The sequence below is a fragment of the Synechococcus sp. MIT S9507 genome (assembly GCF_047304715.1).
Taxonomy (GTDB): Bacteria; Cyanobacteriota; Cyanobacteriia; order PCC-6307; family Cyanobiaceae; genus Synechococcus_C.
On sequence record NZ_CP138970.1, the window covers coordinates 292,170 to 314,490 of the forward strand.

Genomic DNA, 22,321 nt, shown 5'->3' on the forward strand with positions numbered 1-22,321 from the left:
TGACTGGTTAGGCGTTGGGTACTACTCCGCTTCGCCGACATACAGGGAAGTGCAATCTTAGTTGTAAGCAAGGTATGAATGTGCTTATGGCGCATTATTCCTTGCAGGAGGACCAACCTTGCCGCTCAAGCACCCCAATTCAGTCCCCGATCTCGAAGCGCCACTGAATGGTGAGGCGCTTTACATCGTCTATCCCGACTACCCGGTCAACACGGACACTTGGTACGGCTATACATCATTGGTCGGACATGCCGGCGCGCTGTTAATCGATAAGAACGGATTGACTAAATATTACGAATTCGGCCGTTACCCGCCCGGCGATGACGGACGGGTGAGGAAAATAGACGTGCCGAACGTTGTGATCGACGGTAACGGCAAAGCAACATCGGATACCCTTAAGGAGGTGCTGACGACGCTGGCCGAGCGTTCGGGCAAGGGTACTCGCATCAGAGCTGCCTATTTTCTGAGCGTTGACTTCCAGAAAATGGAGACTGTCGCTACATCTGCACAGCCGAATTACCACGTATTAACAAACAATTGCGGACATTATGCTGAAAAGATAATTTTGGCAGGCAACACAAAGATCGACAAGCCTCTTATCGCGAATCCTATGCCGATCAACTTTGTCGACGAGTACATCGAAGAAAAGAATGCTGAAGTCCTGTTTGATCCGGCGACAGGAACCTTTTCCATCGGCCAGGGAGACGAGAGCGACGCGAAAATTTGAAGCGCCGGTCACCAAGAGTCGCTGATATATTCAATCCCTAATGGAAACTGCTGAGAATTATAGTTTTAAATTTTAGAGCATAAATGCACATCTTCTAGTCGCTCTTCTTTCTTAGCCGCGGATTGTGAGCGGCCTAAGCCATCAAAGGGCAAAAAAATAAAGGCAGAGTTTATCTTCAACGCGACAACATCCAGATCTTTATCAACATGGCTATCAAGCGCTCGAAATCACCCGGCAGAGAAAGTGCTTACTTGCTTCAAAACGCCAAGCTTCGCGGCTCCAGTGCATTTCTTGATTGTCCACCATTGACAATCAATATTGAAACTTCTTCAATTGAAGTTATGAGGCCTAGAGATATAATCTAATCTGATGGAAAGTGTCGGGATCCTAGAATGCAGGCTAATTCTTAATTGGCATTATCAATGATATTGCTCCAATTCCAACCTCGTCCGCCCTTGAACTTTGAATTTGGATTTGCACTGAATTTGTTAGGAAGCTGAGCATATGTGTAGGTGCCCTGAGAGGGAGGGTCGCTGCCAACATGCCCTTCTGCAACCGTTACCTCTTTTGCTACTGTGTTATTGGCAGTTACGATCATTGTATGCCCGGTGAAACCAGGATTGCCAGGAAGGTGGTAAAGGATTATTTCACCGGGAACCAGATCCTCTACTTGCTTTTTTTGGGTGATCTTGTTCTGGTCAAACAGACTGATTGCTCCCATATTCAGCTTTAAAACTTCTACGTATTTATCAAGTGAATCGTAATCACTTCTTTTCAGTCTAGTGTAGGAACTGGTGGTCGAGTCGAAAACTTCCATTGATAGCTTGACCCCTTCTGTTTCACAGCATTGGGCCAAAGATTGAAGGGCTAAGTCGGCACAGTCGATAGCTACTCCACCAACAGCGGCAGTAGCTTTGGTCTTGATGCAAGCTAGTATTTTGGGGAAGTTGTTTGCCATGATCTGTTCTTAAATAAAGAAATTTTGTAGAACCAGGATCGACGTTGCTGAAGCTGGATGATAGTGCTTCGGTATTCCGTAAAAGCTGCTGTTAAATAAACTTATGCTGGATAAGATACTAGTAAATTGACCCTACTAGATCAACGCTTCAATATAAGCAATGTTTTAGTCAAGCACTCAAACCACTATTCATTGACAATAAGATCTCTTACGGGCAGCCTCAGAGCTTCCATCAGGCGCAACCAACTGCCGTACATGAGTATCACAACTAAAGTTGTGGGCCCTTGTCGTTCTCCCGTACGGAACGCAACTCGGTCACGCCCAATACCACAGGCCGTAGTTGACGCATGCGGCTCAGGCGGCGGAATCGAAAAGCAATGGTTACTTACACAGAACTCAACCGTTTCGTTTCTACCTTGTCCACCGCCATGGGAGCCGATTCAGGTGAGATCAGCTCCTTGCAAGTAGCTTTCAAACCCCACTAGTCTTTTCATCTCATCAAAGCTGAGCATCTGCTCAGGAGTGTGGCCTGCCTGGAGATCCCGCAGTGCTTGTCGCATCGCGAAGGCGGCCGTTGAGAGCAGGGTGAGTGGGTAGGCCGCCAAAGCAAAGCCCATTGCCCCCAGGCGTTCGGTCGACAACAACGGTGTGATGCCTCCTTCCAGCATGTTCGCCATGCGCCTGCCCGGCACCTCCTCGCAGAATCTCAGCATTTCCTGCTCGCTGCGCGGTGCCTCCAGAAACAACACATCAGCGCCAAGATCAGCAAAGGCCTTCAAGCGCCACAGCGCTTCCTCCAGGGCGGCCTGATCACCGTGGCTTGTTGCCAGCGCCGATCGCGCATCGGTGCGCGCCACGATCACCAGATCGGCGCCCTGGTTGCGGGCATCAACAGCTGCCTGAATCCTGGCGATCGCCGAATCACGATCGACAACGTCTTTTACGCCGGTGTGGCCGCAGCGCTTGGGAGCCACCTGATCTTCCAGCATGATTCCGGCAAAGCCCGCTTTCGCGAACTGATGCATCGTGCGCTGCACATTGGCGGCATTGCCGTGGCCGGTGTCGCCATCACCGATCACCGGGATCGACACGGCATCGCAGATCGAGCGACCCTGATCGAGCATTTCCGTCACCGTGAGCAGGCCCGTGTCCGGCAAACCAGCTCGGGCTGCTGCCACAGAAAACCCACTCATGAAGCTGAGTGCGCAGCCGGCCTGTTCCACCAGCCGGGCTGATAAAGCATCAAAGCAGCAGGGCATCAGATGGCAGGTGTCCTGCTCCAGCAAGCTGCGGAGTTGCTCTGCTGGTTCTGCGCTTTGGGGCACGGTGTGTGATCAACAGTGGTCCTGGTTCACCATCTTCAACGATCGGTGCCTGAGCAATCGTTTGAGCGATCCTTGATGCCAACAACGCTGCTGCTGAATTGAAAGGAAGCGGTTTGATTCCGCGGCTGATTCGTGGGAGATGGCTACCTCAGGGGGGATCAGCGTGCAGAGCCATTCACCATGACAACCACCACGCGGCATCCTGAACTCGCCCTTCTCAAATATCAGCCCTTCCCCTCAGAGCAGAACCCCTGCTTCATCCACATGCTGGTTTGCAGCACCGCACCCCTGGAGGCCGAGAGGCCCTTTCGCTTGGCTCTCACGCAACCTGATTTTCGTGCGGATTTTGACAACAACGCCCAGAACTTCGCGAAGCTGCGCACCCATCTCTCCGAGTTCTTCCAACGGCAGCAGAGCAATGGCAAGTCTCAGCGTGTGCGGGTGGTCGTTCGCATCCACGGCTACAACGTTCCCTTGCAGAGTGTGAGGGAGGAATACAAGCAGGCGGAACGCAAGTTCAGAGACGACGCCTGCCGGCTTACGGAATCACCACCTGATGATTATGTGTTGTTTGTGCACTACGCCTGGCCGTCCGAGCTGATTGGTGCCGGAGGACCTTTGTGCTGGTTCCGTGCCATGCCGATGGGCCTGTGGTTGCTCTTCGCGCTCGGCAGCTTGCTCGCTTTCTTTGCTGCCGGTTGGCTCGCTGCCATCGGTCAATTGTGTCTGGGGATTGGAATCACACTGATGCTGCTGCGCATGGTCACGTACTTCCGCGACCGTGAACGCGCCAGCACCTTTGGTGTGTTCGATGCCGTTGAGATGGTCAGAGCTCTACACCATCTGGTGAAAGAAATCATTGCCGATAGCCCTTATCTGGCTGATCTCCAGAGCGGCAAAGAGCCGAGGATCAGCCTCAGTTTCCTGGGTCACAGCATGGGCACGTTCGTGACGACCATGCTCATCCGTGTTCTCACTAATGTTTTCGATCCCGAAGCGGATACTCACCTCTGGTCGACTAATGCCCAGTCGGGTCCATTTGGTGGTCCAAGCTGCCCAGCGTCCTTCGATGAGCAAGCGAACGAACGACAGCGAGAACAGTTGGCGCAGATCGGTGATCTGTTCACCCTTGATCGTTTAATCCTCGTTGCTGCTGACATCCCGGTCTGGACGATCACCACAGGTCGCTCCAATTACCTGGCCAGTTGCCTGCGCCGTTTTCAGCAGACTTTTTTGTTCGTCAACGATGCCGACATGGTGCTTCGGCTCGCCTCAACTCTGGCCAATTACTTCGTGTTTCCCTCGGGGACGCGCATCGGTGGCTATCGGCTCGGCAACCTGAGCATCAAAGGGCGCACGCGAGCCCAGGGTTACGGCAAGTGTGTGTCAGATCTGAGTCATCTCGAGCTCCATGGTGCGCTGCGTACGGAAACCCTTTGCGATGACAAAACCTTTTGCTGCAAGCCATGGATTGGCTACCCGCTCAATGTGATCGACTGCACCGACTACGACGATGGTGGGCGTTATCTGAGTGCGTTTACGGCTCGCAATGCCGCGCAGAGATTTTTCAATTACGCCGCCACGTTGCTCTTGATGCTTGCCAGCCCTTTAAAAATCAGCAAGATTGATTGCCACGGCGGATATTTTCAAGGCAAGTTCTGCATGAATCTTCTCTATGAACTGGCTCTTTATGGTGATGGCAATCAAGAAAAGGAGTTGAGCGCAACAGAAGCAAAGTTGCGTCAGCACCAGATCAGCTGGATCGCGGTTCCCAGTCGTCCAAGCGGACCTGGTTGAGAGGGGCAGTTCGGCATTCTTGAAACGATTTATGCCGTCGCACCAGCCTTATCAAGTGCGGAGGAGAATTTTTTGGCATAACGTTCAATCAGATCAGCTTTGTCCAGGCCGTTGATGATTTTGCGGGCGTGAAAGTAATCCACGATTTGCCCTTTGTGTGGATCTCCGATGAAGTTTTTGAGTGCCCATCCTGTAAAAATTCCACAGAACATGCCGTTAAACATGATCACTGCCGCATAGCGATCATCTTTGACGGCATCTGGGTGTTCCGTGAAATCGGGTGCATCGGGGAAGATTGATCGCACTACCCCGGTCATTTTCGTGTAGTTGGTTCGGCCTGTGAGCTGGACAAATCCCCGCCCATGAAATCTGGCTCCATCACCAGGCTCGTTGTTGCCAAGGTCAGAGCGATTTTCATACATCCGCGTGAAATAGGCGGTATCTCCGTATTCATCAATCGGTTGCATCGTGGAGGCCGTCTCATGCTTCGTGGTCGCGAGCATGTAAGCCAGCCAGCCAATGGAGCGGATGTCCCAGTTGGTTTTGAAGGCGCCTGTTGGCGGGTTGGGTGGAGAGTCCCAGAAGTTCAGGATGGCCTCCATGCCATTTACGTTCTGCTGCCTCAGTACCCCGTTGAATAAATCATCTCGAATGCAGTTGTAGAAGATCTTGCGGTTCAATAATCGTCTTCCCTTGTGCAAGACCTCACATTAGTCGGACAGTTTGTTGCTGGCATCTCCTTATTTGATTCTCTGTGGATCAATCACTGAGGCTGAGATTGAGTTTCGGGAACATCAACGCAGTTGTCATTAATGCTCCGCCACTGATAAACGCTCTCAGTATTTATTAATGAATTCAAGTGTTTACTGTTCATTTGGCATCCTGCAAAGCGTTAATGCGCCGGCAGTACAAACCGACAAGTCTTGTTTATGCATTGCCGTCTCCGACAGTCCGCCAGCATTCAGCTGGTGCACTTGCACTCAACGTTGAAGCTGATCCAACAACCGCAACGATCAGAGGCTCCGCGAGCCTTGATCTGTGCAATGGCGCGCTGATCTGGCGTTGCAACCAGCCCATTAGATCAGGTTTGATCAACAACTCATGCTCAGAAGCCTGTTTTTTCCCAAAGGCATGGCCATGGTGAAGCTGGGCTCCGCCCCCATGCACCAGCGTCTCCTCGTTCCCAACCGTCAACAACAGCATTGGACTTCATGAGCGATTCCCGGAACCATCCACTCACCAATGGAGGATCACCAGAGATCTCAACCTGGTGGCGGGATCGGGTTTCAAAGCTGATTGTGGAAGACCGCAAGCAAGACGCTGCAAGCCTCTATCTCGAGTTCTGCCGTCCGGAAAGCCGGGCAATCGAGCTGTCGGTGCATCCCCACCACTAAGGCGCTATGGACCAACGAGAACGGGTCCAGCAGCTTTGCGAAGACCACGCCGATGATCTCCGCAACCTGGCGGTCAGCGTTGCCCAACATCCAGGTTGGGACTTGACACTGCCCGTGGCCGTCATCGATGCCCGTTCCGACAGGAGACGGTTTCATGTCACCGCAGTCGGAACGATCGGCAATGTTGTTCGGGTCTCCACGACCATCGACCATCCGTTGATGAAACAGCTGTTCGAATTGATCCAAACCCGAAGCGATGACTCGGCTTTAGAGCTGATGCTCAGCAATGCCGACAACGGAGAGGAGTTTGCAGCCGTGTTCGAGATGTACCGCGAAGAACGCAGCGCTGGAGCACCTCTGTGGAGCGCATCGGATGCTGCTTCGTTCGTCGTCAAATCCAGGGAAGCATTCGATGACCGTGAGCTCGCAATCGTGGCCCTTCTGCCCAGCGATCCACATGATGTTGTGACCTTTGGCATCCCGCTCCGGTATTACGGGATCTCAACAAGCTGAACCGGGGTGCTGGGCTATCAGCCGTCAGTCAAGACTGAAGATCCACCCGAGCATGCAGGCGCAGCAGCGCATCTTCTGCAGCCGAGAGCTCACGCTCGGTCAACAACCAACGCTCATTGCCGAACGGAAGACTGGCCACCTGATCAGACAGTTCCAGCTGCAGCTGCTGGCACCGCTCAGCCAGCGTCGCACTGAGCTGAAGGAAATGCCGTTGAATCAAGCAGGAGGGTGCAGCAATGGTCAAAATGGCCCCTTGGAACGGACGGATGAGATTCTGGCACAAGAACCTGGATACAAAAGCTTTTTGATCATCCCCCAGCTCCGGTGCTGAACCTCCTCTGGGAGATGGCTCCCTGCCTCCTCGGGGGGGCAGTCATTGGACGATGGCGATCACAGTGGATCGCTCCCTTGGCCTCTCCGCTGGTTCGTTTCGGCGTTCCTGTGAGCCTGATGGGACTGCTGCTGCATGGCGGCCTCAACAGTTCATTGTTCGGCATTGCGCTGCTCGCGGTTGCGGCCATCACCCTGATGCTGGTGATCCTGCACTGGCTCGGTGCAGGCATCACCACCCTGGGCCGACCGGATCTGCAACTGAGCAGCTGCATCGGCAACACGGCCTACTTCGGGATTCCAGCCACCCTGGCCCTGCTTCCACCGGAGGCACTGCCGGTGAGCATTGGTTACGACCTGGGTGCCACCCTTTTGGTCTGGAGCCTGGGGCCTCTCTGGCTGACCAGGAAAAACCAAGTCGACACCTCCCACAGGCGTTGGCGCGATCTGTTGGGACATCTCAGTGCCAGCCCTGCAACACGCGGACTGCTCGGGGCACTGATCGTGAAAGCGAGCCCATGGCATGAGTCGATCCGTGATGCTCTTTGGCTGCCATCACGCGCTGTCATCGTGCTGGCGCTGGTGGTGGTGGGAATGCGACTGGGGGATATCGCAGCACGGAAGCTGAAGGGTCCAGGCCTAGATCTGAGTGCACCGCTGCTCTGCAAGCTTGTGGTGTTTCCCACTCTGGTGCTGCTGATCAGCCTGGCCTGTCCACTGCCTGGCTACGCACGGCAGGCGTTGGTTCTGCAAGCAGCAGCTCCTACAGCAATTTCCGTTTTGCTCATCGTTGAATCAGAACAGCTGAACGCTACGGGACCGTCACAACTGATCCTGATCAGCACGATGGCAGCTCTGATCAGCGTCCCTCTGTGGGGATTGCTGGTCAGTCCACTGAGCGGAATACCCGGAACGTGAGGTTGAGCCTCGCTTGTTTCACACGCTTTCGCACTGGCAAGCCATGCATCCAGAGTTTTTGACAATCAGGATCCATCAGCAGCAGGTCGCCGTCATCAAGATGGACATCGCAACGCGTTCCACTGAATCGATGGCGGAACTGCAGAGCTCTGCTCGATCCAAGCGACAAGGAAGCAATCGGAAATGACGGATCAATCTCAGGTTCGTCATCAGCATGCCAACCCATCCGGTCCTGACCATCCCGGTAGAGATTGAAAAGACAGCCATTGAATGGCGCTGAGCTCCGGGACGAGACAAGATCCAGAAGAGGCAGGAACCAGTCAGGCCAGCCCTCGCCTCGATGCACCGCTCCGCTGTACCGATAGGACACCTGGCGATCGGCCAGAAAAGCCGTGAGTCTTGGCACCAGATGCCATCGTCCATAAACGCGCACCTCCGGTTGCTCCCAGCTGATCAGCTCAACACAGCGGTCCATCCAGATCCGGCTGATGTCCGCTGGCAGCCAGGCCGGTTCGTGAGTCCAGTTCACCGCCACAACGTCTTCGTCTGCGGCCATCCCCTGCACACCATCAAGGTGAAACACTTTGGCGCCCACTCCGCACTGATGGAGCATGAAGACGGATAACAGCGTGATCGAAGTTGCCGGCCACAGCCCATAGATTGCAATGATGGGAGCAAGGATCACTCTGGAAACGTTCCTGAAGCGAGCCAAACAGCGCTTCGGTGATCAGTTCGACTACTCCGGCATTCAGTGGCGCAGCTACAAGAGCCCGGTGAAAATCCGCTGTTGCAAACATCCTGTACAGGAAATCACCATCACTCCTGAGCGGCACCTACAGACCACCGGCGGTTGTAAACATTGCCTGCGTGAGCGCCGGGTGGAAGCCCTAGAGCGTGAACTCAACAGATCATCAGCTCAGCCTGCTGCAGAAGTCCCTCGACCCACAGCCGGGGCGATAGCAGCTGAATGACGTTTGGTTCAGCCGTGCAGCTTTTCAAACCAGAACCCTGCCAGCTGCCAGCTGGAGAGCAGAAAGATTCCCAGGAACAACCAGTTGAGCCATGCAGGACGCTCCTTCTTTTCGAACATGCAAACTGTGGACGTTGAACTCATTTTCGCCCAAGTCAGCGTCAAATCAATCAGAATTATCCAAACGACATTGATTGATTAAACACTGTCAATCTGCAGGGCTCTCTTGAGATCATGCATACCCTCAAGCTGCTGATGCACAGACTTTAATTGTCTCTGAATGTGATCGCTCTGGGGGAGACCATTGAGTGATGCGAGTGCGAGCTCAAGATGCTGCTTGGCATCAATGAGAAGACGACATTCAAGACTGCCAGGTTCATAGCTCATGCGCAGAAAGCACCTCTCACCATTCAGCAACAGACCTTTAACAACAGCTGTGTGAAACACAACAATCTGATGTATTGATCATGGCTCCAGCCCCTGATCACACACTTCGACATCAACAACCCTCACCGTTTCCATGCACTGGTTGGAGAGGTAGCGAAGGGTGCGGTTCCTCACCACCTCAACTTCCATGGCGTTCCAGGCACCACCGATCACGCAGCCGACGAGGGGGATCGTCTTGGTGATCAAGGCCCTCTGAGTCACCCTGCGACCGAAAACCTTTGTGATCACTGCATTGATCAAACGCAGGCTGTGTTGATTAATCAGGAGCAACACAAAGTCCCGCGTAGCTGTCTTGGCAGCCTTGAGACCGAACTCGGCAGCAAACTGACTGATCACACTCGAGCCCAGCACAGGAACGAGCAATTCGAAACGAGCTGTATCGCTGTCGAGGAAACCGGGAATCAACAGCTCGGCGGCACAGGCAGCGGCAAATAACTGAGCTCGGGTGGCGATGGAAAGATCTGCCAGCGCACCAGCCATGCTCAGCAGCGGATTCGCGGCAAGGCCCATGGCAGCTCCAGCCGTGATCACGCGCAAACGCACGTCGCCGAAGGCCTGCTCTGCGAGCTCCTGGGTCGTCGCCTGCGGAAAACGTCGCCGAAGCAGCATCACTTCCTGGCGGACTGTGCAGACATCGAAACCAATCACCCAGTCGAGATACTCGGCAACCGAGCTGAGCGGCAAAGCAGTCCCCCGAACGATTACCTCAACTTATCGGCAATGAATGCTGGCTTCATGCCCAACTTGTGGAAGGCATCCCCCAGCACTAGCGGGCAAGACGATCATGGTCTGAAACCTGCTGAAATTCTGGCTCGAAAGCACCCTGGACAACAAATCAAACGGTCCATCAACGGGCCGGTCACCACAGCCCTGATCGAATGAATTCCAGCTTCGGCGATGAACGCCTGTTCTTCCCAGCAACCCAGCGCAACCGTGCCCCCATCGGCGATGTTCTGGCGGAACAACTCCAGTGCACAGGATTGGTTCTGGAAATTGCCAGCGGGTCAGGCGAGCACGGCGTCAGCTTCCAGAAACGCTTCCCGAAGCTCACCTGGCAGTGCAGCGATCCTGATCCTGAGCATTGCCGCAGCATTGATGCCTGGATCCGCCACGAGCAGCTGACGCAGCAGATGCCAGCAGCCCTGATGCTGGATGTCAGAGACCCCGACTGGCTGGAACAGCTGCAGGAGCCTGTCCAGGCTGTGGTGGCGATCAACCTGCTCCATATTTCAGCCTGGGATTGCACCACTGCTCTGTTGCGGCAATCGGCAGCTCTGCTGCCGAGCGGAGGAAAGCTTTGCGTCTATGGTCCCTTCAGTGTGGATGGCCGTCACGTCAGCGCAAGCAATATCAGCTTTGATGCCTCTCTGCACCAGAGCAATCCCGCCTGGGGAGTAAGGGACCAAACAACGGTTTTAAGAGAGGCCTGTGAAGCTGGCTTGACACTGCAGAACATCGCTCTGATGCCTGCCAACAACCGCATGATCACCTGGATCCGCTGAGTCCACGAGACCCTGTGCAGGCACTCAGCAGAGACTGAAGGCGGACTCCACGGGTTCAGAGCGGCAACAAACAGGCTTCAGAGGCTGAAAGCGACCCTCAAGCAACTGCACAGTAACTCTCTGGTTGCCGTGCAGTATCTCCAGGCTATGGTGCAGCCGAAGCAAAGACCCATCGGATGGCGCCCCCACGGGAAAATCAGGTGAAGCTCACTGTCTCCGTCCCGCCGAGCCTGCATGTCCTGCTGCGCAGCTGGGCTCAGTGTGAGGGGCGCGAGCTGACCAGCGTGGTCCTGCAGTGTGTGGAGCTGTCAGTACGACAACTGAAAAGCAACGGATCAATCCCCGCTGGTGCTGTGCGGAACTACGAACTGGCCTGTGAAGAGCGTCTGGCCGCCGGCAGCGCAACGCCATGAACATTCTTCAGATCGAAGACGCACTGCTGGCTCCCTGCATGGATGCCGTGATCGCCGTCACTGAGCGCTACCAATTCCTCGAACTCCACCGCGGTGCGCGTGTTTTCACCGCTTACAGAGAGATCGACCATGTGATGTACCTGGGGTTCCACGACGATCTGACGGAACGCTCCCTCACGCAACTCAGGGAGCGGGATTTCCAGTTGCTGGCGGCCAGAGAAGGGACTCGTCGCGAGCACCGGTTGCTGCTGCTCACCCTGAAGGAGATCGGCTATGCAGCAAGTTATGGGGAGGGTTACTACAAAGCCTCACGATCCCTCGCCCGCCATCTGCGCAACCTCGGATGGCCATTGGGAACGCTCGCACAGCTACTCAACACTCCGCGCATCAACAGGGAAGATCCCACCGGTTGACACTAGAAATTCATCCAGTCGCCCGATCCGTACCAGCCGAAGGGCATGTCACCCCAGTCGTCACCGACCAGTTGCTGATCGGTGGGCATCGGCCCCGAACTGGGTTGGGAACCGTCAATACAACCTTCAGGTGAGGTGAAACCACTGGAAAAGGCCTCACAGTTCACGAGACCTTGCTGAGACCTCGCCACCGAGGCCACACCAAACAACAACAACGAGGCTGCAGCACAAGCAAGCAGGCGCATGATCAATCCGCTGACAACTCGATTCTGATGCTGATCAGCAGGGCATAACTTGTTGCAACGGCTGGAGCCCAGCCCATTGTTGGAGCGCACTCCATGCGCGCAGGCGCTGCTCGATCCATGAATGACCCAGTGCATTGAGGTGAATCCCATCGGACTCCAGCCACTGCAGCCAGTCAGGCTCAGCCTGCATGGCCCTGTGAAGGGAGAGATAGGGAACATCCGCCTCCAGACAGGCTTCCTCGATCTGGGCTTCATGCAACGCAATGTCGCTGTTGCGGTACCAGAGACAGTCGGCAAACGGCATCGCGTATTCATCAACAGGCGTCAATCCGAGTGCAAAAACGGAGCAGTGGGGCTGAATGGCCCGCAGCAGCTGTTCAAAGCCGTAGCGAAAGGCCTGCGCGTCTAGGGGTTGTCGGCCGTCAGCGCGACCGACCCGAGCCGTGTCGTTAAGCCCCACCGACAGCAACATGGCCTCGGGCTTCTTCCGGCGCAATTCTCCTCGGCAAGACCACTCTCGTTCCCATCGGGCTGACACCGCCTCGAGACCGTCACCGCGAACACCCAGCCCGTAGATCAGTGGTGCATCCGGAAGCTGCATCCAGTGACAGCGAAGACGTTCACACCAACCGCCCCTCTCACGATCACCCCAGCCCACCACGCCGCTGTCTCCGATCACGATCAGTTGACGGGGAGCCCGCATCCATTCACCGCTGTTGAGCTGAACAGAGTCAGCTTTGCAGCCAGTGCTGCCGTGACCGATCACTGAGCCATTCACCGATCAGGGTCAGCGCCGCATAAGTGGTGATCAACAACAACACCGCCGCCCAGTGAAAAGAGCTGAGCGATTCCAGCAGTTGCCAGCCCAGACCACTTCCACCGATCAGACCAACCACCACCGTTTCTCGCAGAATCACATCACTGCGATAAGCCCCATAGGCGAGATGGGAAGGACTCCTGGGACTGAGTGATCCATACAGCCAGCCCACCTGCGGGGACGCTCCGCTTCTGGTCAGAGCAACTTGTGCGGAGTGATCCTGCTGCTCCAGCCCCTCCTGCAGCAATCGCCCCATGACACCGCTGTTGTGTAGTCCCAGTGCCAATGCGCCAATGGCCAGGGTTGGTTGGTTGCTCAGCAGGAGCAGGAGCACCGCGAGAGGTGGAGGGATCACCCGCACCAGAATCCAGAAGCCACTGATGCAGTGTTGCCAGGGTCTCGCTGGGTTGAGCAGCAGCAGCAATGGCGGCAGGCCAATGGCAATGCCTGCTGCCAGAACCGTCAGAATCAGTGTTTCCCACAGCATCGACAACCAGGGGAGCTCCTGAGCAGCGAGCTGGAGGCTGTGAAGATCAGGCCATTGCACAGGAAGCCAGTTCAGGGAGCCTGCCTCGGGAAACAGGTGAGCCAGCCAGAGGCCCCCAAGACCTCCTGAGAGCCCGACCGCGACGGCAAACCCCATGGCCTGGCGCTGTCCGAATTGCGCCTGTTCACCCCAGCTTCTCCAACAGCGGAGTCCCTGCTCCAGAGCGATGGTGACCAGCGTCAACAGCCAGAGTCCCGACCACAGTTCATGGAACTGCAGAGATTTCAGACTCAGTTCCAGATCCATCCCCAGACCGCCAAGCCCGAAGACCCCAAGCAAGGTTGCACTGCGCAACGCACACTCCAGTCGGTAGCCCCCGTAACTCACAAGCACCGATCCCATCGCAGGCGATAACGCCGTCATGCAGGCGGCCATTGGAGACGAGCCGGTCTGAAGAATGGCCTGCAGTCGTGAAGGATCCAGACTTTGCAGCTGATCGCGCCAGACACGGGCGATCAGGCACGAATAGGGAAGCAAGATCGCCATCACCGCCACCCAGGGATGCAACCCAAGCACCTGAAGCAGCAGCAATCCCCAGATCAGCTCATGGATGGAGCGGGGCAGGGCCATCAGGCGCCGAAGCACGATCGCTGGCCAGGCTGGAAGAGACCAGGTGAGCCAGAGACGCTCGGAACTCAGGCACCCCAGCAACACGCCGAGCACAAGACTGCAGCTCCATCCAGTGAGCGCAGTGGCGACCGTCACCTGCAGACCGATCAGCAGGGCCTTCAACAGAGCCGGGTCCATGGAAGGGCTGACAGCACCGACCACAAAAGAGCCCAGAATCTCGGCCCCACCCCCATGGGCTCCGTTCAGCACCACAATCAGCACCGGCAGCAGGGCAAGAGCCGGCAACAGCACTAGGGCTGGCGCCGTGGGCCGCACTGGAACGATCACGGCGCATACAGATCGCGCAGATCATCGACTGAGACAGCCGATGCAGGCGCATCGATCACAAGCCGTCCAGCGCGAAGGCCAAGCACCCGATCAAAACGATCGATCAGCTCCGGTCGATGCAGAGACACCACCACTGCCTGCGCACCACCGCGCAGCTTGCCATCGGCTTCAGAGGTGAGAAGTCTCTCCAGGACCTCGGCCGCAATGGCCGGATCAAGACTGGCAAGGGGCTCATCCGCCAGCATCAGATCAGGTTGTTGACGAAACAGTCGGGCCAGGGCCACCCGCTGCCGCTGACCTCCCGACAGCTGCCCCACAGAGCGATCAAGCCCCGTGTCAGCCAGCAGGGATTCCTCCAGACCTGCCTCACGCAGACAGGATCGGCTGGCCTCCGCATCGACCCGAAACAACAGGTTGGCCAAAGCCCACGGCAGGCGACGGCGGCCAAGAGCGCCGGCATTGACGTTCTGACCAATGCTGAGCTCTTCGATCAGACGCAGGTCCTGCCAGAGGGTGCCGATCCGCGCACGCTGTCGCCGGCTGAGCGACGCAATCGCCATACCCTGAAACCGCGCGTGCCCTGCTGCTGGGGTCAGGCTGCCGTTGAGAACACCGATCAGTGAACTCTTGCCGGCACCACTGCGTCCGAGCAGGGCGATGCGCTCACCGTTCTGGAGCCTGAAAGTGACAGCGTTCAGCCGGTCCCCATAGGGACCGGCAACACGCACCTCATCAAGCTCCAACAGCGCTGTCACCTGATCTTGCCCAACTCACGGCCCACCTTTTCGATCGGCTTGTACTGACTCGCCTGCGCGGGAATGAACCGCTTCGCCGCAAACAGCTCAAGAATGGTCACCTGACGCGGCGTGGTGGGCTTAAGACCGAGGATCGCTTTCTGAAGGCGCGTGGTGAAACGCTTACCAAAGCGCTGATCCAGCTTCGGGCGAACGACCCAGTGGTAGTCCACGTATTCAGGCGTTCGCCAGATCACAGACACCTTCTTGGTGTTCACGCGCCCGTTGTTCACCGCAGAGGTCCAGACCTGCTCATTGAGCGCACCCGCTTCATAGGCACCGCTCTGCACCACAGCGATCGTGGCGTCATGGCTGCCACTGAATCCGGCTCGACCACCACTGAACTGACTGGGAGTCACCCCGGCTTTGGCAAGAAAATGCTGTGGCATCAAACGGCCGGAGGTCGAACTCTCTGAACCGAAAGAAAACCGCTTTCCTCGCAGACTGGTGAGACCGTTGATCGAGCTGATCGGTTGCAGCCCGGAGCTTGTGTTGGCAATGAAGACACTGCGGAAGCGGGCGTCAATGTCGCGCTGAGCAAGCACCTGTGCCCCTGGCGTCTGCAGGCGCGCCTGCACACCGGTCAGGCCGCCAAACCAGACAAGATCCAGTCCACCGGTGCGAAAAGCGCTCACAGCCGCGGGGTAGTTGCTGACCGGTACGTAGCGCACCTTCACGTTCAGGCGGTCACTCAATTCGTCTGCCAACTGGCCATAGAGACGATTCAGTCGCTCGGGATTCTGATCCGGGATGGCCCCCACCTTGAGCGTGGGCTGAGCAACAACGGGCAAGAACGTAACCCCTTGGCAGAGCAGCACTGCCAGCAGGGAAACGGCCCGGCGTTCTCGTGAAGCCATGTCGCAAAAAAACCTGGGTGATCGAGTTGTCTGCCGACCTCAGCCAGCTGGAAGCAAGCGCGCTAGGCGAGACAGACCATCAGCGATCGTCTCACGCGAGACAGCGCAGGACAGACGCACGCAGCGGTCATCGCCAAAGGCCCCACCGGGGACGATGGCCAGGCCCTCCTCCTCAAGAGCCCTCTGGCAGAAACTCACCGAATCACCACAGCCTTCAGGAAGCTGGGGAAAGGCGTAGAAGGCTCCATTGGGGGGAACGAGCGTGATGCCTGGTAGGGCCTGAAGCCCCTGCACCAGAATGGTGCGGCGCTCGTTGTAGCTCTCCGCCATCTGTCTCACGCAGTCCCTGGAAGCCTCGATCGCGGCGGTGGCTCCTCGCTGAGCAAAGCTGCACACATTGCTGGTGCTCTGGCTCTGGAGAGCGGAAGCGGCCTTGATCACGGAGGAGGGGCCACTGAGATAGCCAAGGCGCCATCCGGTCATCGCCCATCCCTTGGCGAAGCCGTTCACCATGAAACATCGATCTCTCAGATCGGGCGCCAGAGCCGCGAAGCTGTGGTGCACAGCGCCGTCATCAAGCAGATATTCATAAATTTCATCAGTCATGACCAGCAGACGTGGATGACGCCGGACCAGCTCAGCGAGTTCCTGCAGCTCATCAAGACTGAGGACACGGCCGGTGGGGTTGCCCGGCGAATTGATCACCAGCAAACGGGTAGCCGGAGTGATCGCTGCCTCGAGCGCCTGCAGATCCAGGCAGAAACCGTTGCTCGCCGATGAAGGGACTGAAATCGGCCGCGCACCGGCCAGGCGAGCCATCTCGGGATAACTGAGCCAATAGGGCGCAGGAATCAACACCTCATCGCCGGGGTTGAGCAACACCTGAAACAGATTGAAGATGGCCTGTTTGCCCCCGTTGGTCACCAGCACCTCATCTGCTGTGGTGGGGAGACCGTTCTCATTGGTGATCTTGCAGGCGATCGCCTGCCTGAGGGCAGGATCTCCAGCAGCAGGTCCATAACGCGTGACACCATCACGCAGCGCCTGGATGGCAGCCTCAACGATGAAAGCAGGGGTGCCGAAATCGGGTTCACCCGCACTGAGGCTGCAGATATCGCGACCCTGCTGCTGCAAGGCCTTGGCCCTTGCACTGATCGCCAGGGTGAGAGACGGCTGGAGGGCTTCAGCCCGGCTTGAGAGGGATGGCGGGCGTGACATCAGGGCGGCACCCCTCCAGTGGATGCGCAAGTAGAAGCCTGATCATCCTGCCTGATGTGGTGTCAAAAACAACAGTGATGACGTGTGGCCCACGAGAAGACAGCAACGGATTTCGCAGCCAGCCTCGAGAGCAGGGATCATGTCTGAATGACTGGTGACGACATCGCTCTGAGCTGGGTTCTTGCTGCACGCAGGCCAGAGCAGCTGGCGAGGTTCTATGGGGATCTTCTGGGCACCACCCCCCAACCTGGCGTGGCCGCCCATCACTGGATCGTTCCTCTGCAGGGGCAGGGAAGCCTGCAGATCTACACACCCTCACGCAAGCGTCCATGGCCTTCCTCAGGTTCGGCTCTGGCGCCTTGTCTGCAAAAGCGGGCGAAGGCTGAACCCCTGCTGGAACTCCGGCATTGGCATCAGCGCGTGATTCGACTCGGAGGCAGAAGCACTGAGGAGCCGAGACTGGAAGCCTTCGGCGCGGAATGCTGGTTGGAGGACCCAGAGGGGCAGAGATTCCTTCTGCTTGTGCTTCGGCCAGAACCGACTGATCAGCCGACTCGATGACAAAACCACAGCGAAACCCGACGAACCTTGGACAGCAGAAACCACGATTGGTGGTTGGACGCGGCAATCCGAATGCACGCCTGATGCTGATCGGCGAAGCACCCGGGGCTGAAGAAGATGTTCAAGGTCTCCCGTTCGTGGGTCGCTCAGGGCAACTGCTCAGTGAACTGATGATCGAAGCGGGCCTTGATGAACAACACGAGCTCTACATCTGCAATGTGATCAAGTGCAGGCCACCCAACAACCGCAAACCCACAGCAAAGGAGATTGAGATCTCCCGACCCTGGCTGAAGCTACAGATCGAACTGATCGATCCAGAACTCGTGTTGCTCTCAGGCGCCACAGCCCTGCAGGCAATGCTTGGTATCCGAAGCGGCATCAGCAAACTGAGGGGCCAGTGGCAGAACCATGACGGCCGCGACTTCATGCCGGTGTTTCATCCCTCCTACCTGTTGCGCTTCCGCTCTCGCGAAGTTGGAACACCCCAGGACCTGACCCTGCAGGATCTGCGAGAAGCCAGACGCAGACTGCATCTGCTCTCGGAGAGCTGAGCCGTTCCGAGGCATCGGCAAGTCACTGCGCTGACGTCTATGCCAAGGTTTGGCTCAGAACCAGCCCGATCCATGACCGGCACCTTGACCAGTGCTCCTGAAAGCAGCAGTGAAGTTGCCATCAATCCCCGTTACGACACGGTGATTCGCCGGCGAATCACGCGCACGGTCATGGTTGGCGAAGTCCCCATCGGCAGTGAGCACCCGGTGGCCGTTCAATCGATGATCAACGAGGACACCCTCGACATCGAAGGATCCGTGGCCGGGATCCGCCGACTCGTTGATGTGGGCTGCGAAATCGTGCGGGTGACCACTCCCACCCTGGCTCACGCCAAGGCCATGGGTCAGATCCGCGCTGCCTTGCGCGCCCAGGGATGCAATGTTCCGCTTGTGGCCGATGTGCACCACAACGGCATTCGGATCGCCCTGGAAGTGGTCAAACACGTGGACAAGGTGCGGATCAATCCCGGTCTGTTCGTGTTCGACAAACCTGACCCCAATCGGCAGGATTTCAGTCAGGAGGAATTCGATGCCATCGGAGAACGCATCAAGGACAAATTCTCACCGTTGGTTGAAGCACTCAAAAAAGAGAACAAAGCTCTGCGCATTGGTGTGAATCACGGATCCCTGGCGGAGCGCATGCTGTTCACCTATGGAGATACTCCCGAAGGAATGGTGGCGTCAGCCATGGAATTTGTTCGTATCTGCGACGACCTTGACTTCCACAACATCGTGATCTCGATGAAGGCGTCCAGAGCTCCTGTCATGCTCGCGGCCTATCGAATGATGGCTGACACTCTCGACAACGCAGGGTTCAATTTTCCATTGCACCTCGGAGTCACCGAAGCCGGTGATGGGGATTACGGACGCATCAAAAGCACCGCAGGAATCGCAACCCTGCTCTCGGAAGGTCTTGGGGACACGATCAGGGTTTCGCTGACTGAATCTCCTGAGAAGGAAATCCCAGTCTGCTACTCGATTCTTCAGGCTATTGGCTTACGTAAGACCATGGTCGAATACGTGGCCTGCCCGAGCTGCGGTCGTACTTTGTTTAATCTCGAGGAAGTGCTGAATCAGGTGAGAAATGCAACCTCTCACCTCTCCGGGCTGGACATCGCCGTGATGGGATGCATCGTGAATGGGCCTGGCGAGATGGCAGATGCTGACTACGGTTATGTCGGAAAAGGTCCAGGCACCATCGCGCTCTATCGAGGTCGTGAAGAGATCCGAAAAGTGCCGGAAGCCGATGGTGTTCAGGCTCTGATTCAACTGATCAAAGACGACGGACGCTGGGTGGATCCTTGCTGAATTCGTTAATCTGAAGGATCGGACCTGAAGGACATCAATGACCACCAAAAGTCCGCAGTCGCGCCTCGCACAGCACAGAGGTTTGCTGCTGTTGCTCGGAGCCGGTGGTTTGACAGCAGCTATCGCTGTGGCAGCACCAGGCCTTGGGCTGCCCAGCACCAATTCCTCCTCGATTACCAACAGCCCCAAGGAGGTTATCGACCAGGTCTGGCAGATCGTCTACAGAGATTTTCTGGATTCTTCAGGCAAATATTCCCCTGATACCTGGACCAGTCTGAGAAGAGATCTGCTGGCTAAAAGCTATGCAGGCACTGATGAGTCCTATGAAGCGATCCGAGGCATGCTGGCCAGCCTCGACGATCCCTACACCCGTTTCCTGGACCCGAAGGAGTTCAAGGAGATGCAGATCGACACCTCCGGCGAGCTCACGGGAGTTGGCATCCAGATCACTCTTGACAAAGACACCAAAGAGATTCTTGTGGTGTCTCCGATTGAAGGAACACCTGCTGCCAGGGCAGGGGTCCAACCCAAGGACGTGATCGTTTCGATCGACGGTAAATCCACGAAAGGAATGACCACTGGAGATGCTGTCAAGTTGATCCGAGGGCAGGAAGGCAGCCAGGTGACCCTCGGGCTGCGGCGCAAGGGTGAAGTGGTGACTGTTCCGCTCAAAAGAGCGCGCATTGAAATCCATGCCGTTGAGAGTCGAATCAACACCTCGGCGGATGGCAAGAAGGTTGGCTACATCCGTCTCAAACAATTCAATGCCAACGCTGCCAGGGAGATGAGGGCCGCCATCCGTGAGCTCGAAAAAGAGGGTGCTCAGGGCTACGTACTCGATCTGCGCAGTAATCCCGGAGGGCTACTGGAAGCCAGCATCGACATCGCACGGCAATGGCTGGATGAAGGCACGATTGTCAGCACCAAGACTCGTGACGGTATCCAGGATGTACGGCGTGCCACCGGCAGCGCGCTGACGGACAGTCCTGTGGTGGTGCTGGTGAATGAAGGTTCAGCCAGTGCAAGTGAGATTCTTTCTGGTGCGCTCCAGGACAACAAGCGAGCTGTGCTCGTGGGTCAGAAGACCTTTGGGAAAGGATTGGTCCAGTCAGTTCGCGGCCTCTCGGATGGGTCAGGGCTGACGGTCACCATCGCCAAGTACCTCACACCCAAAGGCACCGATATCCACAAGAACGGGATCCGCCCTGATGTGGATATCAAACTCAGTGACAAGGAGATCCAATCGCTGACCGTCGAGCAGCTCGGCACCGGCAAAGACAGTCAGTACAGAGCGGCTGAAACAACTTTGATCAAAGCACTGCGTTCTCCGCAGCGCGGTCAGGCTTATAACCCTGGATCCGCAAATCTCCGCTCCGCCCTTCAACGGTAGGGATATAGACCGAATCCTTCACTCTCACTTCGGCTGCCAGTGCGAACGGGGTTTCGAGTCACAGGCACCGCTGCCATTGGCGGGATGGAAGCCGGGCTGTCTTGAATCCTGCGCACCATTGCTCTGCAGCCTCCAGCTGAATTAATTGCCCCATCGACAGAGGCCAGCTCGAAGCGTTGTCCCCAGCCCCGTTGCCATCCCCAGATCTGCCCCTGGCGATCAAGAAGATCGACAGCCTGGGCACGGCTCAGCCGTCTCTCCCGCATCAGGCATGTGGCTGTGGCCAGTGAAGCAAGTTGCAACGATGAGGTCCGACCAGACATGGAACCCCTGGGATAGCGAGGCACCGGTCTGGAAACGGGCATCACGGGGACACCCCTGCCTGACGGGAACCCTCCAAGGGGGAGTCCTCCTGTCGGAAAACCACCCATGGGAACACCCCCCATCGGAACACCGCCCATCGGCATGGGGCCATTGCCACCGAATTGACCAAGCGCCGCCAGCGCCAGTTGCATCAACAGTGAATTCATGAAAAACCTTGGTTTTTGTTGGTGAACAATTGGTGACGGTTGTCGATCAGACGCGGATCTGAGCCCCGCAGTAGCGATCAAACAGCCGCAGTACATCACCAGGTGGGAGCTTTGCGGTGTATCTGGCCTCCAGTTCCGCTAACTGCTGCTGCCTTGGGTAGACACGCAGTGAACGCACTTCAGCGGGATGGCTTCGCGCAAGCGCTGAATACATGGCGCGATGGTGCTGTCGGTCTGAGATGGAGCCACCTGCACAGCGCTGCATACGGTGGGTCGCCTCATGGGCAAGAGTGTCCCAGACCTGGGCGGGAGACCTGTGCGAGCGACAGACCACAACGGTGTCGCTACGCGGGTGATAAAGACCCTGCAGCCCCTTTTGAGCACAATCCCTCTGAAGTACACGCACACCAGATCGAGTGAGCTTGTTGCGCAGAACATCAATCGCCTCCCATGACACCGCTTGCGCCGGAATGGCACTAACCAGTGGCAGCCAAATAATTGAGAGACAACAGCACCAATCTCGAAGTAAAGGTCGGTTCAAATGCCCTGAACAAATCGGAACCGGTCCAGGCTCTTATACGACTACAAAAAAACCATCACCCAACTGGGTGATGGTTATGAGGGAATGTGACTGATCCAGTGACTGATGCATCCGCAGAACTCATGCAACTGGCTGCATCAACCCTCCACCAGGTGAGGAATCGTCGTCGTCGTTGTTCTGAGAATCGTCTTGCGAGAGGGCATACACACCTAGAGCGGCGGCACCGATCAAGCTCGAAAACAAACCCATTGAACTCATGCTGCCGATCGGATCGATGAATTCGCCCACAAGGTCATTTTCTCTCCCAGCAGTGTAACGAAGAATTGCGCATTGTGTCGGAACTTTCTCATTTTTGGCC

At 56.7% G+C, this 22,321-nt stretch carries 29 protein-coding genes; 13 read left to right on the top strand and 16 right to left on the bottom strand.

Features of this window, described 5'->3' with window-relative positions; all coding sequences use genetic code 11:
- The first annotated feature begins 118 nt into the window (after window positions 1–118).
- Window positions 119–727: a hypothetical protein gene (locus SIB83_RS01415; RefSeq protein ID WP_413746563.1), complete on the top strand. Its 609-nt coding sequence runs from the start codon at window positions 119–121 to the stop codon at window positions 725–727.
- A gap of 406 nt (window positions 728–1,133) precedes the next feature.
- Here the strand turns inward: SIB83_RS01415 and SIB83_RS01420 are convergent, their stop codons facing one another.
- Window positions 1,134–1,685 carry a hypothetical protein gene (locus tag SIB83_RS01420; protein ID WP_413746564.1) on the bottom strand — a complete coding sequence of 184 codons (552 nt, stop codon included), beginning with the start codon at window positions 1,683–1,685 and terminating at the stop codon, window positions 1,134–1,136.
- Between the two features lie 440 nt (window positions 1,686–2,125).
- Window positions 2,126–3,010, bottom strand: coding sequence for an isocitrate lyase/PEP mutase family protein (locus SIB83_RS01425; protein ID WP_413746565.1), 885 nt, complete (start codon window positions 3,008–3,010; stop codon window positions 2,126–2,128).
- A gap of 180 nt (window positions 3,011–3,190) precedes the next feature.
- On the opposite strand from SIB83_RS01425, the gene SIB83_RS01430 reads away from it, so the two are divergent.
- Window positions 3,191–4,807, top strand: coding sequence for a hypothetical protein (locus SIB83_RS01430; RefSeq protein WP_413746566.1), 1,617 nt, complete (start codon window positions 3,191–3,193; stop codon window positions 4,805–4,807).
- A gap of 29 nt (window positions 4,808–4,836) precedes the next feature.
- Here SIB83_RS01430 and SIB83_RS01435 read toward each other — a convergent pair whose 3' ends face one another.
- Window positions 4,837–5,487, bottom strand: a complete 651-nt coding sequence (locus SIB83_RS01435; protein WP_413746567.1) for a hypothetical protein — start codon at window positions 5,485–5,487, stop codon at window positions 4,837–4,839.
- 247 nt (window positions 5,488–5,734) lie between these two features.
- Complete coding sequence (locus SIB83_RS01440; RefSeq protein ID WP_413746568.1) at window positions 5,735–6,001, bottom strand: hypothetical protein; 267 nt, start codon at window positions 5,999–6,001, stop codon at window positions 5,735–5,737.
- Between the two features lie 17 nt (window positions 6,002–6,018).
- On the opposite strand from SIB83_RS01440, the gene SIB83_RS01445 reads away from it, so the two are divergent.
- Both SIB83_RS01445 and SIB83_RS01450 read left to right on the top strand, forming a co-directional pair.
- The gene (locus SIB83_RS01445) at window positions 6,019–6,201 is read left to right on the top strand and encodes a hypothetical protein (protein ID WP_413403091.1); all 183 of its coding nucleotides are present in this window, start codon (window positions 6,019–6,021) and stop codon (window positions 6,199–6,201) included.
- Window positions 6,202–6,207: 6 nt separating this feature from the next.
- Window positions 6,208–6,714 (top strand): hypothetical protein, encoded by a 507-nt coding sequence (locus tag SIB83_RS01450; protein ID WP_413746569.1) that lies wholly within the window; start codon window positions 6,208–6,210, stop codon window positions 6,712–6,714.
- 28 nt (window positions 6,715–6,742) lie between these two features.
- Here SIB83_RS01450 and SIB83_RS01455 read toward each other — a convergent pair whose 3' ends face one another.
- Complete coding sequence (locus SIB83_RS01455; protein ID WP_413403095.1) at window positions 6,743–6,934, bottom strand: hypothetical protein; 192 nt, start codon at window positions 6,932–6,934, stop codon at window positions 6,743–6,745.
- A 188-nt stretch (window positions 6,935–7,122) separates the two neighbouring features.
- Here SIB83_RS01455 and SIB83_RS01460 point away from each other — a divergent pair, with 188 nt between their 5' ends.
- Window positions 7,123–7,962, top strand: a complete 840-nt coding sequence (locus SIB83_RS01460; protein ID WP_413746570.1) for an AEC family transporter — start codon at window positions 7,123–7,125, stop codon at window positions 7,960–7,962.
- On the opposite strand, the gene SIB83_RS01465 is transcribed toward SIB83_RS01460, so the two are convergent.
- Entirely contained in the window at window positions 7,931–8,518 is a 588-nt protein-coding gene (locus SIB83_RS01465; RefSeq protein ID WP_413747250.1) for an alpha-ketoglutarate-dependent dioxygenase AlkB family protein, read from the bottom strand. The two genes, SIB83_RS01460 and SIB83_RS01465, sit on opposite strands and share 32 nt — an antisense overlap.
- A 112-nt stretch (window positions 8,519–8,630) precedes the next feature.
- On the opposite strand from SIB83_RS01465, the gene SIB83_RS01470 reads away from it, so the two are divergent.
- Window positions 8,631–8,933 carry a hypothetical protein gene (locus SIB83_RS01470; RefSeq protein WP_413747251.1) on the top strand — a complete coding sequence of 101 codons (303 nt, stop codon included), beginning with the start codon at window positions 8,631–8,633 and terminating at the stop codon, window positions 8,931–8,933.
- Window positions 8,934–9,397: 464 nt separating this feature from the next.
- Here SIB83_RS01470 and SIB83_RS01475 read toward each other — a convergent pair whose 3' ends face one another.
- Window positions 9,398–10,063, bottom strand: a complete 666-nt coding sequence (locus SIB83_RS01475; RefSeq protein WP_413403098.1) for a hypothetical protein — start codon at window positions 10,061–10,063, stop codon at window positions 9,398–9,400.
- A 194-nt stretch (window positions 10,064–10,257) separates the two neighbouring features.
- On the opposite strand from SIB83_RS01475, the gene SIB83_RS01480 reads away from it, so the two are divergent.
- The 3 genes from SIB83_RS01480 to SIB83_RS01490 all read left to right on the top strand — a co-directional run bounded on the left by SIB83_RS01480 (window position 10,258) and on the right by SIB83_RS01490 (window position 11,707).
- Window positions 10,258–10,881, top strand: a complete 624-nt coding sequence (locus SIB83_RS01480) for a DUF938 domain-containing protein (RefSeq protein ID WP_413746571.1) — start codon at window positions 10,258–10,260, stop codon at window positions 10,879–10,881.
- 176 nt (window positions 10,882–11,057) lie between these two features.
- Window positions 11,058–11,294, top strand: coding sequence for a hypothetical protein (locus tag SIB83_RS01485; RefSeq protein WP_413403102.1), 237 nt, complete (start codon window positions 11,058–11,060; stop codon window positions 11,292–11,294).
- Complete coding sequence (locus SIB83_RS01490) at window positions 11,291–11,707, top strand: hypothetical protein (RefSeq protein ID WP_413403104.1); 417 nt, start codon at window positions 11,291–11,293, stop codon at window positions 11,705–11,707. Before SIB83_RS01485 ends, SIB83_RS01490 begins: the two co-directional genes overlap by 4 nt.
- 2 nt (window positions 11,708–11,709) lie before the next feature.
- Here the strand turns inward: SIB83_RS01490 and SIB83_RS01495 are convergent, their stop codons facing one another.
- From SIB83_RS01495 to SIB83_RS01520, 6 genes are read right to left on the bottom strand one after another with little or no spacing between them, the layout of a single operon-like run.
- A complete protein-coding gene (locus tag SIB83_RS01495) occupies window positions 11,710–11,952 on the bottom strand; it encodes a hypothetical protein (protein ID WP_413746572.1) in 243 nt (80 codons plus the stop codon).
- Between the two features lie 34 nt (window positions 11,953–11,986).
- Window positions 11,987–12,655 carry a GDSL-type esterase/lipase family protein gene (locus SIB83_RS01500; RefSeq protein ID WP_413747252.1) on the bottom strand — a complete coding sequence of 223 codons (669 nt, stop codon included), beginning with the start codon at window positions 12,653–12,655 and terminating at the stop codon, window positions 11,987–11,989.
- Window positions 12,656–12,683: 28 nt separating this feature from the next.
- Window positions 12,684–14,210: a phosphonate ABC transporter gene (locus SIB83_RS01505; protein WP_413747253.1), complete on the bottom strand. Its 1,527-nt coding sequence runs from the start codon at window positions 14,208–14,210 to the stop codon at window positions 12,684–12,686.
- Entirely contained in the window at window positions 14,210–14,968 is a 759-nt protein-coding gene (locus tag SIB83_RS01510) for an ATP-binding cassette domain-containing protein (RefSeq protein ID WP_413746573.1), read from the bottom strand. The genes SIB83_RS01505 and SIB83_RS01510 overlap by 1 nt, the downstream gene beginning before the upstream one ends.
- Window positions 14,965–15,864 carry a putative selenate ABC transporter substrate-binding protein gene (locus SIB83_RS01515; RefSeq protein WP_413403108.1) on the bottom strand — a complete coding sequence of 300 codons (900 nt, stop codon included), beginning with the start codon at window positions 15,862–15,864 and terminating at the stop codon, window positions 14,965–14,967. The genes SIB83_RS01510 and SIB83_RS01515 overlap by 4 nt, the downstream gene beginning before the upstream one ends.
- A gap of 39 nt (window positions 15,865–15,903) precedes the next feature.
- Complete coding sequence (locus tag SIB83_RS01520) at window positions 15,904–17,082, bottom strand: pyridoxal phosphate-dependent aminotransferase (RefSeq protein WP_413403110.1); 1,179 nt, start codon at window positions 17,080–17,082, stop codon at window positions 15,904–15,906.
- 147 nt (window positions 17,083–17,229) lie between these two features.
- Here SIB83_RS01520 and SIB83_RS01525 point away from each other — a divergent pair, with 147 nt between their 5' ends.
- From SIB83_RS01525 to SIB83_RS01540, 4 genes are all read left to right on the top strand, one after another.
- The gene (locus SIB83_RS01525; RefSeq protein WP_413746574.1) at window positions 17,230–17,643 is read left to right on the top strand and encodes a VOC family protein; all 414 of its coding nucleotides are present in this window, start codon (window positions 17,230–17,232) and stop codon (window positions 17,641–17,643) included.
- Window positions 17,640–18,194: a uracil-DNA glycosylase gene (locus tag SIB83_RS01530; RefSeq protein ID WP_413746575.1), complete on the top strand. Its 555-nt coding sequence runs from the start codon at window positions 17,640–17,642 to the stop codon at window positions 18,192–18,194. Before SIB83_RS01525 ends, SIB83_RS01530 begins: the two co-directional genes overlap by 4 nt.
- 72 nt (window positions 18,195–18,266) lie before the next feature.
- Window positions 18,267–19,502 (top strand): flavodoxin/ferredoxin-dependent (E)-4-hydroxy-3-methylbut-2-enyl-diphosphate synthase, encoded by a 1,236-nt coding sequence (gene ispG, locus SIB83_RS01535; RefSeq protein WP_413403116.1) that lies wholly within the window; start codon window positions 18,267–18,269, stop codon window positions 19,500–19,502.
- Window positions 19,503–19,539: 37 nt separating this feature from the next.
- Window positions 19,540–20,892, top strand: a complete 1,353-nt coding sequence (locus SIB83_RS01540; protein ID WP_413403118.1) for a S41 family peptidase — start codon at window positions 19,540–19,542, stop codon at window positions 20,890–20,892.
- Here SIB83_RS01540 and SIB83_RS01545 read toward each other — a convergent pair.
- From SIB83_RS01545 to SIB83_RS01555, 3 genes are all read right to left on the bottom strand, one after another.
- Entirely contained in the window at window positions 20,883–21,422 is a 540-nt protein-coding gene (locus SIB83_RS01545; protein WP_413403119.1) for a hypothetical protein, read from the bottom strand. The genes SIB83_RS01540 and SIB83_RS01545 overlap by 10 nt on opposite strands.
- 46 nt (window positions 21,423–21,468) lie before the next feature.
- Window positions 21,469–21,879, bottom strand: coding sequence for a hypothetical protein (locus tag SIB83_RS01550; RefSeq protein WP_413403120.1), 411 nt, complete (start codon window positions 21,877–21,879; stop codon window positions 21,469–21,471).
- A 204-nt stretch (window positions 21,880–22,083) separates the two neighbouring features.
- A complete protein-coding gene (locus SIB83_RS01555; RefSeq protein ID WP_413746576.1) occupies window positions 22,084–22,251 on the bottom strand; it encodes a hypothetical protein in 168 nt (55 codons plus the stop codon).
- Between the last annotated feature and the right edge of the window lie 70 nt (window positions 22,252–22,321).

What these genes read in the sequence shown, in the direction of transcription:
- ispG (WP_413403116.1), top strand. Translation starts at nt 18,267, where the DNA reads ATGACCGGCACCTTGACCAGTGCTCCTGAAAGCAGCAGTGAAGTTGCC.
- SIB83_RS01520 (WP_413403110.1), bottom strand. Translation starts at nt 17,082, where the DNA reads ATGTCACGCCCGCCATCCCTCTCAAGCCGGGCTGAAGCCCTCCAGCCG.
- SIB83_RS01430 (WP_413746566.1), top strand. Translation starts at nt 3,191, where the DNA reads ATGACAACCACCACGCGGCATCCTGAACTCGCCCTTCTCAAATATCAG.
- SIB83_RS01495 (WP_413746572.1), bottom strand. Translation starts at nt 11,952, where the DNA reads ATGCGCCTGCTTGCTTGTGCTGCAGCCTCGTTGTTGTTGTTTGGTGTG.
- SIB83_RS01470 (WP_413747251.1), top strand. Translation starts at nt 8,631, where the DNA reads ATGGGAGCAAGGATCACTCTGGAAACGTTCCTGAAGCGAGCCAAACAG.
- SIB83_RS01500 (WP_413747252.1), bottom strand. Translation starts at nt 12,655, where the DNA reads ATGCGGGCTCCCCGTCAACTGATCGTGATCGGAGACAGCGGCGTGGTG.
- SIB83_RS01465 (WP_413747250.1), bottom strand. Translation starts at nt 8,518, where the DNA reads ATGGCCGCAGACGAAGACGTTGTGGCGGTGAACTGGACTCACGAACCG.
- SIB83_RS01485 (WP_413403102.1), top strand. Translation starts at nt 11,058, where the DNA reads ATGGCGCCCCCACGGGAAAATCAGGTGAAGCTCACTGTCTCCGTCCCG.
- SIB83_RS01480 (WP_413746571.1), top strand. Translation starts at nt 10,258, where the DNA reads ATGAATTCCAGCTTCGGCGATGAACGCCTGTTCTTCCCAGCAACCCAG.
- SIB83_RS01525 (WP_413746574.1), top strand. Translation starts at nt 17,230, where the DNA reads ATGACTGGTGACGACATCGCTCTGAGCTGGGTTCTTGCTGCACGCAGG.
- SIB83_RS01540 (WP_413403118.1), top strand. Translation starts at nt 19,540, where the DNA reads ATGACCACCAAAAGTCCGCAGTCGCGCCTCGCACAGCACAGAGGTTTG.
- SIB83_RS01445 (WP_413403091.1), top strand. Translation starts at nt 6,019, where the DNA reads ATGAGCGATTCCCGGAACCATCCACTCACCAATGGAGGATCACCAGAG.
- SIB83_RS01515 (WP_413403108.1), bottom strand. Translation starts at nt 15,864, where the DNA reads ATGGCTTCACGAGAACGCCGGGCCGTTTCCCTGCTGGCAGTGCTGCTC.
- SIB83_RS01490 (WP_413403104.1), top strand. Translation starts at nt 11,291, where the DNA reads ATGAACATTCTTCAGATCGAAGACGCACTGCTGGCTCCCTGCATGGAT.
- SIB83_RS01530 (WP_413746575.1), top strand. Translation starts at nt 17,640, where the DNA reads ATGACAAAACCACAGCGAAACCCGACGAACCTTGGACAGCAGAAACCA.
- SIB83_RS01545 (WP_413403119.1), bottom strand. Translation starts at nt 21,422, where the DNA reads ATGAATTCACTGTTGATGCAACTGGCGCTGGCGGCGCTTGGTCAATTC.
- SIB83_RS01450 (WP_413746569.1), top strand. Translation starts at nt 6,208, where the DNA reads ATGGACCAACGAGAACGGGTCCAGCAGCTTTGCGAAGACCACGCCGAT.
- SIB83_RS01420 (WP_413746564.1), bottom strand. Translation starts at nt 1,685, where the DNA reads ATGGCAAACAACTTCCCCAAAATACTAGCTTGCATCAAGACCAAAGCT.